The organism is Sinosporangium album (genome assembly GCF_900100605.1).
Lineage (GTDB): Bacteria > Actinomycetota > Actinomycetes > Streptosporangiales > Streptosporangiaceae > Sinosporangium > Sinosporangium album.
The window spans coordinates 187,008-203,335 of the sequence record NZ_FNCN01000001.1 but is presented as its reverse complement, the minus strand read 5'-3'; the positions used below and the strand labels follow the sequence as shown (position 1 = coordinate 203,335).

Annotated in this window: 17 protein-coding genes; 14 read left to right on the top strand and 3 right to left on the bottom strand. The window is 70.4% G+C overall.

The window, feature by feature from the left end; genetic code table 11:
• Nucleotides 1-327: 327 nt before the first annotated feature.
• Genes BLQ73_RS00860 through BLQ73_RS00850 form a run of 4 tightly spaced genes read left to right on the top strand, consistent with a single transcriptional unit; the run spans nt 328 to nt 3,635 of the window.
• A complete protein-coding gene (locus tag BLQ73_RS00860; RefSeq protein WP_218125566.1) occupies nt 328-1,731 on the top strand; it encodes an alpha/beta fold hydrolase in 1,404 nt (467 codons plus the stop codon).
• Nucleotides 1,732-1,753: 22 nt separating this feature from the next.
• Complete coding sequence (locus tag BLQ73_RS00855) at nt 1,754-2,998, top strand: sensor histidine kinase (protein ID WP_176955203.1); 1,245 nt, start codon at nt 1,754-1,756, stop codon at nt 2,996-2,998.
• On the top strand, nt 2,995-3,183 hold the full coding sequence (locus BLQ73_RS34810; protein ID WP_338056572.1) for a response regulator transcription factor: 189 nt from the start codon (nt 2,995-2,997) through the stop codon (nt 3,181-3,183). The genes BLQ73_RS00855 and BLQ73_RS34810 overlap by 4 nt, the downstream gene beginning before the upstream one ends.
• Before the next feature lie 26 nt (nt 3,184-3,209).
• Nucleotides 3,210-3,635 (top strand): LuxR C-terminal-related transcriptional regulator, encoded by a 426-nt coding sequence (locus BLQ73_RS00850; RefSeq protein ID WP_338056571.1) that lies wholly within the window; start codon nt 3,210-3,212, stop codon nt 3,633-3,635.
• Between the two features lie 123 nt (nt 3,636-3,758).
• On the opposite strand, the gene BLQ73_RS00845 is transcribed toward BLQ73_RS00850, so the two are convergent.
• The 3 genes from BLQ73_RS00845 to BLQ73_RS00835 all read right to left on the bottom strand — a co-directional run bounded on the left by BLQ73_RS00845 (nt 3,759) and on the right by BLQ73_RS00835 (nt 5,974).
• The gene (locus tag BLQ73_RS00845) at nt 3,759-4,409 is read right to left on the bottom strand and encodes a hypothetical protein (RefSeq protein ID WP_245690645.1); all 651 of its coding nucleotides are present in this window, start codon (nt 4,407-4,409) and stop codon (nt 3,759-3,761) included.
• Nucleotides 4,410-4,507: 98 nt separating this feature from the next.
• Entirely contained in the window at nt 4,508-5,095 is a 588-nt protein-coding gene (locus tag BLQ73_RS00840) for a DUF4126 domain-containing protein (RefSeq protein WP_093167194.1), read from the bottom strand.
• A gap of 114 nt (nt 5,096-5,209) precedes the next feature.
• Nucleotides 5,210-5,974, bottom strand: coding sequence for an acyltransferase (locus BLQ73_RS00835; RefSeq protein WP_093167192.1), 765 nt, complete (start codon nt 5,972-5,974; stop codon nt 5,210-5,212).
• 296 nt (nt 5,975-6,270) lie between these two features.
• Here BLQ73_RS00835 and BLQ73_RS00830 point away from each other — a divergent pair, with 296 nt between their 5' ends.
• The 10 genes from BLQ73_RS00830 to cmk all read left to right on the top strand — a co-directional run bounded on the left by BLQ73_RS00830 (nt 6,271) and on the right by cmk (nt 16,322).
• On the top strand, nt 6,271-7,959 hold the full coding sequence (locus BLQ73_RS00830; RefSeq protein ID WP_093167190.1) for a CTP synthase: 1,689 nt from the start codon (nt 6,271-6,273) through the stop codon (nt 7,957-7,959).
• On the top strand, nt 7,956-8,591 hold the full coding sequence (locus tag BLQ73_RS00825) for an NUDIX domain-containing protein (protein WP_245690643.1): 636 nt from the start codon (nt 7,956-7,958) through the stop codon (nt 8,589-8,591). The genes BLQ73_RS00830 and BLQ73_RS00825 overlap by 4 nt, the downstream gene beginning before the upstream one ends.
• A gap of 15 nt (nt 8,592-8,606) precedes the next feature.
• The gene (locus BLQ73_RS00820; protein WP_093167188.1) at nt 8,607-9,521 is read left to right on the top strand and encodes a site-specific tyrosine recombinase XerD; all 915 of its coding nucleotides are present in this window, start codon (nt 8,607-8,609) and stop codon (nt 9,519-9,521) included.
• A gap of 120 nt (nt 9,522-9,641) precedes the next feature.
• On the top strand, nt 9,642-10,628 hold the full coding sequence (locus BLQ73_RS00815; RefSeq protein ID WP_093167507.1) for a ParA family protein: 987 nt from the start codon (nt 9,642-9,644) through the stop codon (nt 10,626-10,628).
• A 14-nt stretch (nt 10,629-10,642) separates the two neighbouring features.
• Nucleotides 10,643-11,470 carry a segregation and condensation protein A gene (locus BLQ73_RS00810; protein ID WP_093167186.1) on the top strand — a complete coding sequence of 276 codons (828 nt, stop codon included), beginning with the start codon at nt 10,643-10,645 and terminating at the stop codon, nt 11,468-11,470.
• Nucleotides 11,463-12,200: an SMC-Scp complex subunit ScpB gene (gene scpB, locus BLQ73_RS00805; RefSeq protein ID WP_420819984.1), complete on the top strand. Its 738-nt coding sequence runs from the start codon at nt 11,463-11,465 to the stop codon at nt 12,198-12,200. Before BLQ73_RS00810 ends, scpB begins: the two co-directional genes overlap by 8 nt.
• Entirely contained in the window at nt 12,200-13,963 is a 1,764-nt protein-coding gene (locus BLQ73_RS00800) for a pseudouridine synthase (protein ID WP_093167184.1), read from the top strand. Before scpB ends, BLQ73_RS00800 begins: the two co-directional genes overlap by 1 nt.
• Before the next feature lie 26 nt (nt 13,964-13,989).
• A complete protein-coding gene (gene aroH, locus BLQ73_RS00795; RefSeq protein WP_093167182.1) occupies nt 13,990-14,349 on the top strand; it encodes a chorismate mutase in 360 nt (119 codons plus the stop codon).
• Nucleotides 14,350-14,397: 48 nt separating this feature from the next.
• Nucleotides 14,398-15,513 carry a prephenate dehydrogenase gene (locus tag BLQ73_RS00790; RefSeq protein WP_093167180.1) on the top strand — a complete coding sequence of 372 codons (1,116 nt, stop codon included), beginning with the start codon at nt 14,398-14,400 and terminating at the stop codon, nt 15,511-15,513.
• Between the two features lie 122 nt (nt 15,514-15,635).
• Nucleotides 15,636-16,322: a (d)CMP kinase gene (gene cmk / locus BLQ73_RS00785; protein WP_093167178.1), complete on the top strand. Its 687-nt coding sequence runs from the start codon at nt 15,636-15,638 to the stop codon at nt 16,320-16,322.
• The last annotated feature ends 6 nt before the right edge of the window (nt 16,323-16,328 follow it).

Below are 16,328 nucleotides of genomic sequence, written 5' to 3'. Positions count from 1 at the left end.
ATTTGCCCGATCCCGCAGAGGTGCTCATTTTCAGCCCTCGCCCGGGATAAACCCCCAGGTCACCGAGGGTGCTCCCCGCGTGCGCGGGGATGGTCCCACCGAGATCGTGCCCTCTGCCCCGGGGTCCCGTCCTCCCCGCGTGCGCGGGGATGTTTCGTCGAACCTGGGCTGGGGTGGTGGGGGAGAGCTATGTCCTGTGGCAGATGTGGTGGGAGATGGCTGATGCCTAGCGTGAGGATGACGGCGTTTGCCGTATCAACCTCTCCGTAAGGATTCCCAATGAAATGGCCTCGATCAGCCGTGCTTGTGCTACCTGTGCTGTTGACGGTGGGGGCGGCGGGTTATCCGGCGTCCGCTACTGCGGGGGCGTCTGCCGCACCGGTGTCGAAGCCGGCGTGGACGGCTTGTGAGGGGGGTGTTTCTCCTGAGATGCAGTGCGCGAAGCTGGAGGTTCCTGTCGACTGGGACGCCCCCACCGGGAAGACGATCACGCTCTCGCTGGCCAGGGCGCCGAAGGCGGGGTCGGGTAAGTCGGCCGGAACGGTGATCTTCCACCCCGGCGGGCCGGGGGCGGCGGGGATTCCGGTGGTGTCCCGGGCGCTGGCCAACTTCGCGGACCTGCGTAAGCACATGGATGTCGTCACCTGGAACCCGCGCGGCGGTCAGAGCGGCGAGCATCTGCCCATGGAGTCGTGCGCGAGGGGGCCGGTTGTCGCCACTCCGGACGATCGGCGCGAATACGAGGAACTGCTTAAGGTCAACAGTGCCGGGATCGCGGCGTGCCGGAATGCCGACCCGCAAGTTTTCGACAATCTGGACTCTGCCACGCAGGCTCGCGACATGGACGCGATCCGGGCCGCCCTTGGTGAGGAGAAGCTGACTTACCTCGGCAACTCCTACGGCGGGGTGGTCGGAGCCACTTACGCAAGGATGTTCCCGAAGCGGGTCCGGGCCATGGCGCTGGACAGCGTGCCGAATCACGTGGTTCCCGTGGCCGCGTCTGAGCGGTTGCAGTACCAGGCACTGGAGAGAATTTTCGACAGATTCGCCAAATGGTGCACTCGGTCGGCTGACTGTGTGCTGAGCGGGAAAAACGTAGAAAAGATCTGGCAGGACGTCGTACGGCGGGCGGACCGCGACCCGCTCCCCGGCGCTCAAGCCGCCGGCGACCGGCGCTACGACGGTGTCGACCTCAAAGTGCTGGCGTACTCCCTGATCCTGCGTGAGAGGAGCTGGCCCGCGCTTGCCGCGGCCGTCCAGAAGGCCGCCGACGGCAGTGCGTCCGGCTTCGATCCGCAGGGCCGGGGTTTGATGGAGCAGGCCGGCGCTCTCCTGGCGGTCAGGTGTGCGGACGGCTATCGCTACAACACCCATCGCGCATATCGGACGGCGGTGAGGCGGGCGGCGAAGGTGTCTCCGAATTTCGCGGGGATGCGCGAAGTCGCCTATCTCGCGTGCTCGCCGTGGGCTGCCGAAGCCGTCAATCCGCCGGCTTCCCTTCGAGGCCGTGATCTCCCGCCCATGCTGGGCATTTCTCCGGCTGACGAATTCGCGAGCGTCGATGCCATCACCGGCCAAGTGCCCGGCTCTGTGACGGTCCGCTACGAAGGGGTAGGCCACGGCCTTTACGTCAATCACGGCGATCCATGCACGATCGTCCACGTCAACCGGTACCTGATCGAGGGCAGGCTCCCCGCAGCAGGCACCGCGTGCCCCGCGCGGCCCGCCTGATACCGGTCGAATGAAACGATCCGTGACCACCGGGGGCGCTGTCGCCGCCTGGCGACGCATCCCGCCTATGCGGCAGGACGCTCTGCTGGCGTGCACTATGGCGGCCGTCGCCCTGGTGGTCTCGGCACTGGACGGCTGGTCGCGCGGCCGACCGGTCCCGATCAACGATGTGGGCGCGGTGGCGGGCTGGGCGGTGCCGATCCTGATGGCGTGCGCTCCACTCGCCATCCGCAGGCGGTATCCGCTGGCGGCGGTCGCCGTCTCCGCAGCCGTGGTGCTCGCCGTCGCCATGGCCTCGGAACGCGACGCCGGGACGTGGGTGCTGGGTCTGGTCGTCGCCTCCGCCGCTTACCACCGCCACCGCATGCGCGTGCTTCTGCTGGCAGGCTCCATAGCGTGGACGGTGGCGTTCGGCGCTGAGGCGGGGGCGCCGGGAGCGGAGGTCATGGTGGTCTACGCGGCGGCCGGCGCGGCCCCCGTGGCACTGGGATACGCGTTGCGGTTGCGGGCCGAGCGTGCCGTGCAGGCCGTACGGCTCCAGCACGCCAGGGAGGAGCATGCGCGTTCGCAGGAGGCGGCGCGCATCGCCCGTGACGTCCACGACATCGTCGGCCACCACCTCAGCGCCATCCGGCTCCAGGCCGTCGGCGCCCGACGGGCGCTCGGCGGACGCGACACCGAAGCCGACCGCGCTCTGAGCGGCATCGCGGACCTGTCGGGTGAGGCGCTGGCCGAGATCCGGGCGCTACTGGCGAGGCTGGTGCGCACCGACACGGAGGAGACGCACGAGCGAGGGCTTGCCGACCTGCCCGCATTGGCGGAGCGGAGCGGAGGCCCAGAGTTGAAGGTGGCGCTGCATGTCGAAGCAGGACTTGAAGGGATTGTCGATCCTCGGGTGGAGGCGTGTGTGTATCGGGTGGTTCAGGAGTCCTTGACCAACGTCACCCGGCATTCCGGTGCCCAGAGGGCGTCGGTGCGGATTCGTTCGGCCCCTGGCGGGATCAACGTCACGGTGGACGACCCAGGTGCGGGGCACGAGCCGTACGGCACAGCCACGTTGATCGATCGTGCCTCGCCCGGTGGACGCGGGCTGACGGGGATGCGTGCGCGTGTGGAGGGGCTTGGCGGGCGCTTCCGCGCCGGCCCGCGTCGGGCGGGTGGGTGGCGGGTGAGCATGGACCTGCCTACGAGGGTGGACGACGATTCGCCTTCCTCACCGCCGGTGGATACCGCAACCGCGGATTCGGCCTCCTGGACGGTCCGGTGATCCGCCTCCTGGTCGCCGACGACCAGCGTCTCGCCCGCGAAGGGCTGCGGCAGATGCTGAGCCATGAGCCCGACATCGCCTTCCTGGGGGCGGCGCGCGACGGGGCCGAGCTGGTCGACATGGCTCGCGGGCAGCGGCCGGACGTCATTCTGACCGACATTCGCATGCCTGGCATGGATGGCTAGCCGCGATCCGGCGACTGGTGGCCACTATGCCGACTGTGCCGGTTGTCGCGTTGACCACGTTCGACATAGACGAATATCTGTTCGGCGCGCTTGAGGCGGGAGCTGTGGGCTTTCTACTGAAAGACGATGACCCCGAGCTCTATCTCGCGGCGATCAGAGCGGCCCATCGAGGACAAGGGCTGATCGACCCGCAGGTCACCCGCAGGCTGGTGCGCCGCTTCGCGGGACCCTCCCTGCGCTCTCAGGACACAGACCTGACCGTGCGGGAGATCGAGGTCCTGCGCCTGCTGGCACTCGGATGGCCGAACGCCGAGATCGGCGTGAAGCTGCACATCGCCACGGGGACGGTCAAGATCCATGTCTCGAACATCCTCACCAAGCTCGGTCTGCGGACACGAGTCCAGGCCGCCGTTCACGCCTACCGCAGCGGGCTCGTGCCCTTGGACGGGTGAGGGGGAGGGCTGCGGCGAGGAACGATCTAGCCTATGGCTTTGCTGAGGTCGAGTCCGTGATGTCGGCGGCGGGCCGACCGTGCCACCGTGCCGTGGAGACGTGCCACCGTGCCGTGGAGAGGGTCAGCGGAGTTCTTCGGGGCGAGGGTGGGGGTGGGGGTAAGGCTGAGGCTGCGGTTGGGGGCGGGGCTGGTCGGCGATGGTGCGCCGGTAGAGGTCGTCGATCTGGTCGAGAGGGTCGGGGATGGGGGCACTGGCCTGGCGGCGGGCCTCGATCTCCATCTCGGTGCGGTCGTGGAGGTCGCCGATGCCGGAGGCGGAGTGGGCGACCTGGCTGTCGAGGAGGTCGGCGCGGATGCGGGCGCAGGTGGAGGCGAGTTTGCCGTAGTGGTCGCGGAGGCGGCCGAGGGTGACGTGGTCGACGTAGGCGGAGCCTCGGCTCTGCTGGGCGAAGGTGGCGAGCTGGCCGTCGAGGGCGTGGGCGTGGCGGGTGACCTCGCCGACGAGCTGGGGCAGGTCGCCGAGGCCCCAGCCTTGGTGGATGGCCTGGTCGACGGCTTGGCGGGTGAGGGTGATCTCGCGTTGGAGGTCGATGCGCATGCGTTCGACCTCGGCGGAGTCGCCGGTGCCCATGGCGTTCATGTGGGTGGTGAACTTGTCGGCGGCCACGCGTGCCTTCTTCGCCGCCACTTTGCCGAGCCGGACCGCCGCATAGACCGCGATTCCACCGACGATCAGCAAGAACAGCAGGATCACCAGGAAAATGGTCAACAAAGTGCTAATCGGAGGCACCTCCCACCGAGTTCAGCCAGGTGTTTCGAGCATAGTCCTGCTGGGAACGAACGGGGCCGCTCAGAAGTGCCGATCATCGGCTACGCCGGCGGCCGGGCCGTACGGCGGCGGCGCACGCGGCGCAGGAGGCGCCAGGCCACGAGGGCGAGTACGGCCAGCGCCACCAGGACGAGCACCGGGATGAAGATGGCGATGAGGGTGAGCCCGAGGGAGCCGGCGTCTTCGGCGGTGCTGACGACGGGGGCGCCGACGCCGACGGTGGTGGCGTTGACGACGGGGCGGGCCGCGGACTTCATGGCGTGGACGGCCAGGGCGATGGCGATGCCGAGGACCCAGCCCACCCAGGGGTGTCCGGTCACCCAGCTGGAGTTCTCCAGGCTCGCGGCGGCCTCGGTGCCGCTGAAGACGACGCCTCCGGCGGCGGGCCGTACGGCGGTCTGGATCATGTCGTTGACATGGTCGACGGCGGGGATCTTGTCGAGGACGATCTCGGCGGCGAGCAGGACGGCGATGACGGCGAGCACGCCCCAGTTGGTGAGCCAGGCGTAGCCGGGCGGGAGCCGTACGGCGTCGGTGAGGTTGGCGAGCAGGCCGACGATGAGCAGGGGGATGTAGGCGTTGAGGCCGGCGGCCGTGGAGAGGCCGACGCCTGTGAGGGCCGCGAGCATGGTGCCTCCCCGGTGGCCGGACCGCTCCCTCGTGCCGACGCGGAGCTGTGCGGACGTGGAGCGCTTAAAGAGCACTCTATGAGGCGGGCGCGCGGTGGACGCCGCGTCGGGCCGTCAGAGGGGGACGAGGTCGGGGCCGGGGGTGTGCCAGCCGTGTCCGGGGGAGTAGCGGCGCACGATCTTGGCGGGCACTCCGGCGAGGACGCAGTGGTCGGGGAATTCGCCGCGGACGACGGCTCCGCCGGCGACGACGGTCTGGCGGCCGAGGCGGGTGCCGGGCAGGATGATGGCTCCGGCGCCGAGCCAGGAGCCGGAGCCGATGGCGACGGGGTTGTTGCGGGGCCATTGGCGGCCGATGGGCATGTCCGGGTCGTCGTAGACGTGGTTCTGGTCGGTGATGTAGACGTAGGGCCCGGTGAAGACGTTGTCTCCGATGTCGATGGACCGGTGGCCGACGATGTGGGTGCCGCGTCCGATGGAGCATGAGTGCCCGATACGGACGATGGTGTCGGGGCCGAGGTCGACGCCGGGCACCATGCCGGCGGAGATGGAGACCCGCTCCCCGACGAGCGTGTGGTCGCCGATCTCTATCCATTCCTCTCCGAAGATCGCGCCGACGGGGAAGGCGATGCGGGCGCCTTCGCCGAGTCGGCGGAAGCGGTACCCCGCGGTGCTCGCCCGGCTGACCGCGCCCGCGGCGCGAACGGCGTTCCAAGCGGCGTGTACGGCACGGCCGGCGAGGCGCCGGCCCGCGAGCCCGGCGGCGTGGAGCAGGGGGCGGAGCGCGTTCGAGTCGCGTACGGCGCCGCGCAGCGTGTGGCCTGCGGTGCGGCGGAGGTTCTGCCGTACGGCACGGCGCGCGGGGTCGTCATAGGACATGAGGTGAAAAGCTACCGGTTAGTCCTGGCAGGGGGCGTAGGTGACGTCGGGCGATGATCCGGGCAGGGCTTCGAAGTCCCCCTGGAACCACAGGTCGAGGTCGGCGCCGTGCCCGCGCGTGGAGGGGGAGCGGAGGGGACAGCCGTGCGGAAGGTGGGAGCGCGGGCTGTTCGAGCACTTGGCGGGGCACGTGGGGGGCCACGTGGGGGGCGCGGTTTGATACTCTGAGAGCCCGTGGACACGTTCGGCCGCACTCCGTTTGGCCGTCCCCGCCCTCGGACCACGGGAGCCCCTTGTTGCGCAGCGCTTCTCGAACCAAGCATGCCTCTCGCACTAAACATCTGTTCGTCACCGGCGGCGTCGCCTCAAGTCTCGGCAAGGGGTTGACCGCTTCCAGCCTGGGGCGCTTGCTCAAGCTGCGGGGCCTGCGGGTCACCATGCAGAAACTCGACCCCTACCTCAATGTCGACCCCGGGACGATGAACCCGTTCCAGCACGGCGAGGTGTTCGTCACCGACGACGGCGCCGAGACCGATCTGGACATCGGCCACTACGAGCGCTTCCTCGACACCGATCTGCACGGCTCGGCCAATGTCACGACCGGTCAGGTCTACTCCAATGTGATCGCCAAGGAGCGCCGGGGTGAATACCTGGGTGACACCGTCCAGGTGATCCCGCACATCACCAACGAGATCAAGGACCGCATCCGGGGCATGGCCTCGCCCGACGTCGACGTGGTGATCACCGAGGTGGGCGGCACGGTCGGCGACATCGAGTCGCTCCCGTTCCTTGAGGCCGTCCGGCAGATCCGCCACGAGGTGGGCCGGGACAACGTGTTCTTCCTGCACGTGTCGCTCCTGCCGTACATCGGGCCGAGCGGCGAGTTGAAGACCAAGCCGACGCAGCACTCGGTGGCCGCGCTGCGCAGCATCGGCATCCAGCCCGACGCGATCGTGTGCCGGTCGGACCGGCCGATCACGACGAGCCTCAAGCGCAAGATCAGCCTGATGTGCGACGTCGACGAGGACGCGGTGGTGTCCACGGTCGACGCGGCGAGCATCTACGACATCCCGAAGGTGCTGCACGCGGAGGGGCTCGACGCCTATGTGGTGCGCAGGCTGGGCCTGCCGTTCCGCGATGTCGAGTGGACCGAGTGGGACCAGCTGCTGCGGCGGGTGCACCGGCCGGCCAAGGAGGTCACGGTCGCGCTGGTCGGGAAATACATCGACCTGCCGGACGCGTACCTCAGTGTCACCGAGGCGCTGCGTGCGGGCGGGTTCGCGAACGACGCCCGGGTCAACATCCGCTGGGTCAAGAGCGATGACTGCGAGACGCCCGAGGGCGCGGCGCGTGAGCTCGACGGGGTCGACGGGGTGCTCGTGCCCGGCGGGTTCGGGGTGCGGGGCATCGAGGGCAAACTGGGGGCGATCCGCCACGCCAGGGAGAACAGGGTGCCGCTGCTCGGCATCTGCCTCGGCATGCAGTGCATGGTCGTCGAGGCGGCCCGCACCCTGGCGGGGGTCGAGAAGGCCAACAGCGCCGAGTTCGAGCCGGAGACGCCCGAGCCGGTGATCTCCACCATGGCCGACCAGCAGGACGTGGTGGCCGGCGAGCGCGACATGGGCGGCACGATGCGCCTCGGGCTCTATCCCGCCGAGCTCGCCGAGGGGTCGCTCGCCCACAGGCTGTACGGCAAGGCCAAGGTCAGCGAGCGCCACCGCCACCGCTACGAGGTCAACAACTCCTACCGCGACCGGCTGGAGAAGGTCGGGATGGTCTTCTCGGGCCTGTCGCCCGACGGCCGCCTGGTGGAATACGCCGAGCTGCCGGTGGAGACACACCCGTTCTTCATCGGCACGCAGGCCCACCCCGAGTTCCGTTCGAGGCCGACGCGGGCGCATCCGCTGTTCCGCGGGCTCATCGCGGCGTCCCTCGCCTACGCCGACACCCGCGGTGTCGTGGCCAAGGCGGGCAGGGGCAAGTGAGCGGCGCCGGAGCGGGCCGCGAGCCGGTCGTGGACGTGCCCGAGCGGTGGGAGGTCGTGGCCGTCAAGGAGCACTTCCAGGCTCGCGTGATCGGGGTGCGCACCGAGACGGTGCGCATGCCCGAGGGGGTGACGGCCGACCGCGACTTCGTCGTCCATCCTGGGTCGGTCGCGGTCGTCGCGCTCGACGACGAGCGGCGGGTGCTGCTGCTGCGGCAATACCGCCACCCGGTGCGGCGCCTGCTGTGGGAGCTGCCCGCCGGCATCCGCGACGTGCCGGGGGAGCCGCTGGTCGCCGGGGCCGCGCGGGAGCTGGCCGAGGAGGCCGCCTATCGGGCGGAGACCTGGCACACGCTGGTCGACATCTACACCTCGCCCGGCATGTCGGATGAGCGCATCCGCATCTTCCTGGCCCGGGGGCTCACCGAGATCCCCGAGGAGGAGCGCGACTTCGTGCACCGGCACGAGGAGATCGGCATGTTGACGGAGTGGGTGCCGCTCGCCGACGCGGCACGGCTCGCACTAGAGGGAAAGATCCATAATTCCCCGGCTGTGGCCGGTATTCTCGCCGCATACGCCGCTTCAGCCGACGGGTTCACCTCATTGAGGTCCGCCGACGCGCCGGAGGCGTGACGGGAGGAGGATCTTCTGAGCGAGCCTGCGGCCGTCCTGGCCGGCTACCTCGCCCACCTGGCGGTGGAGAAGGGGCTGTCGGCCAACACGCTCGTGTCCTACCGTCGTGACCTGCGGCGCTACGTCGAACATCTGAGGAGCCTCGGCCACATGTCCCTGCGGGGCGTGGCCGAGGCCGACGTGGAGTCGTTTCTGGCCGCGCTGCGGGAGGGCGACGACAGGCACCGGGCCCTTGGGGCCGCGTCGGCGGCCCGGGCGGTCTCCGCCGTACGCGGCCTGCACCGCTTCGCCCTCCGCGAGGGGCTGACCGAGTGCGATCCGGCGGGAGCCGTACGCCCGCCGAGGCAGCTCCGCCGGCCGCCGAAGGCGGTCTCCGTGGCGGCGGTGGAGCGGCTGATCGCCGCCTCGGGCCCCGACGGCGCGCCGCTGACGCTGCGCAACCGGGCGCTGCTGGAGGTGCTGTACGGCACGGGCGCGCGCATCTCCGAAGCCGTCGGGCTGGCCGTGGACGACCGCGACGGCGGCGGGGTACGGCTGCGCGGCAAGGCCGGGCGCACGCGCGTGGTGCCGCTGGGGCGTTTCGCTGAGGAGGCCCTCGATGACTATGTCGATCGGGCCAGGTCGTTGTTGGCAGCGCACGGTCGCGGCACGTCCGCGCTCTTCCTGAACGCCAGGGGCGGTCGGCTGACGCGGCAGGGGGCCTGGGAGGTGCTGCAGGCGGCGGCGGAACGCGCAGGACTCGACAGGATTTCACCGCATATATTGCGCCATTCGTTTGCAACGCACCTCCTGGATGGAGGTGCTGACGTTAGGGTGGTTCAGGAGCTACTCGGCCATGCATCGGTGAGTACCACCCAGGTTTACACTCAGGTGGTGGTTGATCGGCTTCGCGAGGTCTATGCCGCCGCGCATCCGCGTGCGTTGCGTTGACCCCGCTACGCTCGATGTGGCAATACGGCAGGGCCGGGCGTGCCTCCTTGCCGCATACGTGTTGACGCCATAGTGTCCGTCCGGACGGTCCGGTTCGGGGCCGTCAGGGAGGTTCATCTGGTGACTTTGACCACCGACGGTTCTGCCCAGGCTGCGTCCTCGGGAACTCCCGAGAATCCCTGGGGTGACACCAAGACCGCCGCCGCGGCCGCTCCGAGCAGTGGCAGCCTCGGCCCGACCGGGCGTCCCCGTCCGGTGTTCCCCGAGCCGCGCCCGCGAATCACGCACGGCCCGGCGCGGGTCGTCGCCATGGTCAACCAGAAGGGCGGGGTCGGCAAGACCACGACCACCATCAACCTCGGCGCCGCCCTCGTCGAGTGCGGGCTGCGCGTGCTGCTCGTCGACTTCGACCCGCAGGGCGCCCTGTCCGTGGGCCTCGGCATCAACCCGCTCCAGCTCGACCTCACGGTCTACAACCTCCTCATGGAGCGTGGCATCACCGCCGAGGAGGTCCTGCTCAAGACCAACGTCGACGGTCTCGACCTGCTGCCGAGCAACATCGACCTGTCGGCCGCCGAAGTCCAGCTCGTCACCGAGGTCGCGCGCGAGCAGGTGCTCGGACGCGTGATCAAACCGCTCCTCCCCGAATACGACGTCTGCCTGATCGACTGCCAGCCGTCGCTCGGCCTGCTGACGATCAACGCGCTGGCCTGCGCCCACGGCGTCATGGTGCCGCTCGAATGCGAGTTCTTCGCGCTGCGCGGCGTCGCGCTGCTCATGGACACGATCATCAAGGTCCAGGAGCGCATCAACGAGGACCTGGAGATCGAGGGCCTCCTCGCCACGATGTACGACGCGCGCACCCTCCACGGCCGCGAGGTCCTCGCCCGCGTCGTCGAGGCGTTCGGCGACAAGGTCTTCCACACCGTCATCAACCGCACCGTGCGTTTCCCCGACGCCACGGTCGCCGGAGAGCCCATCACCAGCTTCGACCCGTCGTCGCTCGGCGCCAACGCCTACCGCGAACTGGCCAGGGAAGTGCTCGCACGCTGGCCTGACACCTACGCGGACCGAGCTCCGCGCACGACCGGCGAGGTGCCGCTCTAAGGGACAATGGCGGGGTGACCGAGCAGACCACCGAGATCGACCCCGACACCTTCCGGGTCCACCTGGACGTCTTCGAGGGGCCCTTCGACCTGCTGCTCGGTCTGATCGCCAAGCACAAGCTCGACATCACCGAGATCTCCCTGGCCCAGGTGACCGACGAGTTCATCGCGCACATCCGCGCCCGCGGCTCCGAATGGGACCTCGACCAGGCGAGCCACTTCCTACTCGTCGCCGCCACACTGCTCGACCTCAAGGCGGCGCGGCTGCTGCCGTCCGGTGAGGTCGACGACGAGGAGGACCTCGCGCTTCTGGAGGCCCGCGACCTGCTGTTCGCGCGGCTCCTGCAATACCGCGCCTACAAGGAGGTCGTGAAGGTCTTCTCCGAGAGGATGGCGGAGGAGGCGCTGCGGTATCCGAGGATCGTGGCCATGGAGGCGCCGTTCGCCGACCTCCTGCCCGATCTCGTGCTCGGCATCGGGCCCGAGCAGCTCGCCAAGATCGCTGCCAGGGCGTTCACCCCGAAGGCGCCGCCGCAGGTTTCGACGACCCACATCTACCAACCGATCGCCAGCGTCCGCGAACAAGCGGCTATCCTTGTGTCGCGCCTCCGGCGCATGCGCAGAGCGACCTTCCGAGCCCTGGTCGCCGACTGCGACGGCACATTCGAGGTCATCGCCCGATTTCTGGCCGTCCTGGAGCTGTTCCGGGAGGCCGCGGTCTCCTTCGAGCAACTTGAGCCACTGGGGGAGCTGCACGTGACCTGGACCGGCTCCGACGAGGGGGATGTCCTGGTGGGCGACGACTATGACGAGAACGCGGGGAAGGGACCGGCCGATGAGTGACGTCCGGGAGGGCACCCCCGACAGCGACCTCGTGCCGGGCGCCCGCCGGGGCGGCGACGGCCCGACGGGTGATCCCGGCCGCGGCCTCGAGGTCGGCGAGCGGGCGGGTGAACCGGCCGGCGGTCTTGTGCCGGGTGTGCGCCGGAGCCCTGAGGGGCGTCGGGAGGCGCCCGCCCATGACCGGCTCGACCCCGCGCTGCGGCAGGGGCTTGAGGCGATCCTGCTGGTGGCCGACGAACCCGTGGCCGAGGTGGGTCTCGCGACGGTGCTCGAACGGCCCGTGGCCGAGGTCGCGGCGGCCCTGCGGGCCATGGCGTCGGAATACACCGAGGGCGGTCGGGGTTTCGACCTGAGAGAGGTGGCGGGTGGCTGGCGTTTCTACACGCGGGCCGAATGCGCCCCTCTCGTGGAGCGTTTTGTGCGGGACGGTCAGCAGACACGGCTGACGCAGGCCGCGCTTGAGACCCTGGCAGTGGTCGCCTACCGCCAGCCGGTGAGCCGGGCCAGGGTCGCCGCTGTGCGCGGCGTCAACAGTGACGGCGTCATGCGCACCCTGGTGGCGAGGGGGCTGGTCGAAGAGGCCGGCTCCGACCCCGACAGCCAGGCCGTGCTCTACAGGACGACGGCGTTCTTCCTGGAGCGGCTGGGACTGAGGGACATCGGAGAACTGCCGGAACTGGCCCCGTTCCTGCCTGATGATGTGGAAACTCTTGAGGAGCAGACCAAGTGATGAGCAGAGGCACCCCGTCCGGTGATGGACGCGGTCAAGGACGGACCGGTGGAGGGCCGCACGGCGGCGGCCGGTCCATAGGCGCCGGGCGCGGAGGTCAGCGCACCGGGCGCGGCGACTCCGCCGAGCGCTACGGCAGGCCCGAGGGCCAAGGCGGAGGTTTCCGCGCGGGCAGCGGCGGTGGCCGTTCCGGCGGTTACGGCGGAGGTCGTGACGGCGGCCGGGGATTCGGTGAGCGGTCCGGTGCGGGCCGTGACGGCGGTCGGGGTGGTTCCGGTCGTTCCGGTGGTTCCGAGGGTGGTTTCCGGGCTGGTCGTGACGGCGGCCGGTCGGGTGGTTTCGGTGACCGTGACGGTGGGCGTTCGGGTGGCTACGGCGGGGGCCGTGACGGTGGCTTCCGCGGTGACCGTGGCGGTGACCGCGACGGTGGTTTCCGTAGCGACCGCAGTGGTGAGCGCGGTGGTTTCCGCGGCGACCGCGGCGGTGAGCGCGGTGGTTTCCGCGGCGACCGTGACGGCGGGCGCGGTGGCGACCGCGCTGGATTCCGGGCGGGCCGTGACGGTGGCCGCTCCGGCGGGTTCCGTGGAGACCGGGAAGGCGCGCGCTTTGGCGCCGACCGTGGCGGTGAGCGCGGCGGGTTCCGCGGCGACCGCGACGGCGGTCGGCCGGGCGGCGGGTTCCAGGGCGACCGCGGGAGCCGTACGGCGGGCGACAGGTCGGGCGGCGGGTCGCGTGAGCGTTACGGCAGGCCGCCGGAGGGCCGGGGGTTCCGGTCCCGTGACGAGGTCGCCACGATCGGCGACAGCCGCACGCCGTCGCGCTTCGGCGGCGGGGCGTCCAGCGACCGCGACCGGGGCCGTGAGCAGGGCCGTGAGCAGGGCCGTGATCTGAGTCGCGGCCGAAACCGTGACCAGGGCCGTGACCAGGGTCGCGGCAAGGGCCCGGCGGCGAACCCGTTCAAGACGGCTCGCCAGCCGAAGCGGGACCCTGAGTTCTACCCCGAGGGTTACACCGACGAGCGTGACACCACCGAGGTGCCGGACGGCGTGCGCCTGCAGAAGGTCCTCGCGCAGGCCGGGGTGGCGAGCCGCCGCGCCTGCGAGGAGATGATCGGCGCGGGCCGCGTCACGGTCGAGGGCCAGGTCGTGCGCCGGTTCGGCGCGAAGGTCGACCCGGCCAGGCAGGTCATCCACGTCGACGGCATGCGCATTCCGACCGCTCCGGACCTCGTCTACTACGCCTTGAACAAGCCGATCGGCGTGGTCAGCACGATGGAGGACCCGTCGGGCCGCCCCTGCCTCGCGGACTTCGTCCAGGACATGGAGATCCGCCTGTTCCACGTGGGGCGTCTGGACACCGAGACCGAGGGCCTGCTGCTCTTCACGAACGACGGGGAGTTGGCCCACAAGCTGACCCATCCGAGTTTCGGCGTGCAGAAGAAGTACTGGGCGAAGGTTCCCGGTCCGATCCCGCGCGATCTCGGCCGCCGGTTGAAGAAGGGCGTCGAGCTGGAGGACGGCCTGGCCAAGGCCGACGACTTCTCGATCGTCCAGGAGCACGGCCAGCAGGCGCTGGTGGAGGTCGTGCTGCACGAGGGGCGCAAGCACATCGTGCGGCGGCTTCTTGAGGTGAGCGGCCACCCTGTGATCGATCTGGCGCGGATCGAGTTCGGCCCGATCAAGCTGGGCCGTCTCAAGCCCGGCACCGTGAGGTCCCTTTCCGTGAAGGAAGTCGGCGAGCTGTACGCAGCCGTGGGCATGTAGCCTGTCGCGCGACGAAAGGGGATGAAATGGTGCGAGCCATCCGTGGGGCGATCCAAGTCGAGGCCAACGAGCGGGAGGCGATCCTCGCCGGGACCACCGAGCTGGTGTCCGCGGTGATGGAGCGCAACCAGCTCACGACCGACGACGTGATCAGCGTGATCTTCACCGCCACGCCGGATCTCACCGCGGAGTTTCCCGCTCTCGCCGCGCGCAAGCTCGGTTTCCACGAAGTGCCGCTGATCTGCGCCAGTGAAATCGACGTGCCGGGCTCGATGCCCCGCGTCGTCCGCCTGATGGCCCACGTCGACATCGACCGGGCGCGTCAGGACATCCAGCATGTCTACCTTCGGGGCGCTGCGGCGCTCCGGGTGGACATCGCGCAATAGGCGCAACCGCGCCCCCTTCGGGGTTAGTTAAGCGAGGAAACTCCAGCCATGACGGTCAGCTCCGTGTTCGGTTCGGCCGGAGAGAGCGACGGGATACGTTCGGTTCTCGTTGTCGGCACCGGTTTGATCGGCACGTCCGTGGCCCTGGCCCTGCGCCGGCGAGAGGTCCGGGTGCTGCTGGCCGACCGCGACGCGTCAGCCGTACGGCTGGCGCGCGAGCTCGGCGCGGGCGAGGAGTGGGAGCCGGGGCAGACGGTCGACCTGGCCGTGATCGCGGTGCCTCCGCAGGTGGTCGGGCACCAGCTCCTTGAGCTGCAGAAGGAGGGCGCGGCCCGCTTCTACACCGACGTCGCCAGCGTCAAGGCCCTGCCGATCGCCCAGGCGGCCGAGCTCGGCTGCGATCTCAGCGTCTACGTCCCCGGCCACCCGCTGGCCGGGAGGGAGAAGTCCGGCCCGGGCGCGGCCCGGGCGGACCTGTTCCTCGGGCGGCCGTGGGCGCTCTGCCCCGAGCCGCAGGCGAGTCCCGAGGCCAGGCGGATCGCTATGGAGCTCGTCGCTCTGTGCGGCGGGAACGCGGTCGAGGTGGACGCGGTGGCGCACGACCGGGCGGTGGCCGTGGTGTCGCACGCGCCGCACGTCGCTGCCTCCGCGGTGGCGGCCCGGCTCGCCGACGCCTCCGACACCGCGCTCGGCCTGGCCGGGCAGGGGGTCAGGGACGTGACGCGGATCGCGGGCGGCGACCCGGCCCTGTGGCTCGGCATCCTGTCGGGCAACGCCCGTCCGGTGGCCGACGTGCTGGAGGCGGTGGCGCGGGACCTCGCCGACGCGGCCCGCTCGCTGCGCAAGATGGACGCCGGTGAGGAAGCCGCCGCGAGCGCGCTGTCGGGCCTGCTGGCCCGAGGCGTGCACGGGCAGGGCCGCATCCCCGGCAAGCACGGCGGTCCGGCCCCCGCCTACGTGGTGGTGCAGGTCGTCGTGGGCGACCGCCCCGGCGAGCTGGCCCGCCTGTTCCAGGTGGCCGACGAGGTCGGGGTGAACATCGAGGACGTACGGCTGGAGCACGCCCCGGGGCTGCCCGTGGGCGCGGCCGACCTCTATGTGCAGCCCGAGTCGGCGGAGCCGCTGTCGGCAGCGCTGCGCGAGCGCGGTTGGCACGTCCCCTGACCCGGGGGAGGCGCCTGGGCGGGTCCCATGGGAGAGAGCACAGCACGAATGCGCGGCGAGGAAGCGCAGAACAATCGGGACAGGGGGACGGGGAGAGCGCATACCCTCGTCCGGCGGATTCGATGGGATTTCAACGGGAGCAGGGAGAGGCCGTGACCGGACTGGTCGTCGCCATGGACGGCCCTTCGGGGTCTGGCAAGTCGAGCGCGTCGCGCGGAGTCGCGAAGGCGCTCGGTCTGCGCTACCTCGATACCGGGGCGATGTATCGCGCGATCACCTGGTGGGTGCTGCGCGAGGGCGTGGACCTCACCGACCCGGGGATGATCGCCGCCCGGGCCGGCGAGCCGGTGCTGGAGATGGGCACCGACCCCGGCGCGCCGACGGTGGCCGTCGGCGGCGTCGACGTGGCCGGCCCGATCCGCGGGCCGGAGGTGACGGGCGCGGTGTCGGCGGTGAGCGCCGTCCCCGAGGTGCGGCGCCGCCTCGTGGCCGAGCAGCGGGCGATCATCGGCGCGGGCGACATCGTCGTCGAGGGCCGTGACATCGGCACCGTCGTGGCCCCGGACGCGCTGCTCAAGGTCTATCTGACCGCGAGCGCCGAGGCCCGTGCGCTGCGGCGGGCCGCCGAGATCGCGGGGAGCAGCGTCGAGGCCCAGCAGGCCGACATGGCCCGCCGCGACCGGCTCGACTCCACACGGACCGCCGACCCCCTGGCGATGGCGGCGGACGCCGTCGAACTGGACACCACCGTGCTCAACCTCGACGAGGTGATCGCGGAGATACTTCGACTGATTAAGGAACGCACGTGACGGCCG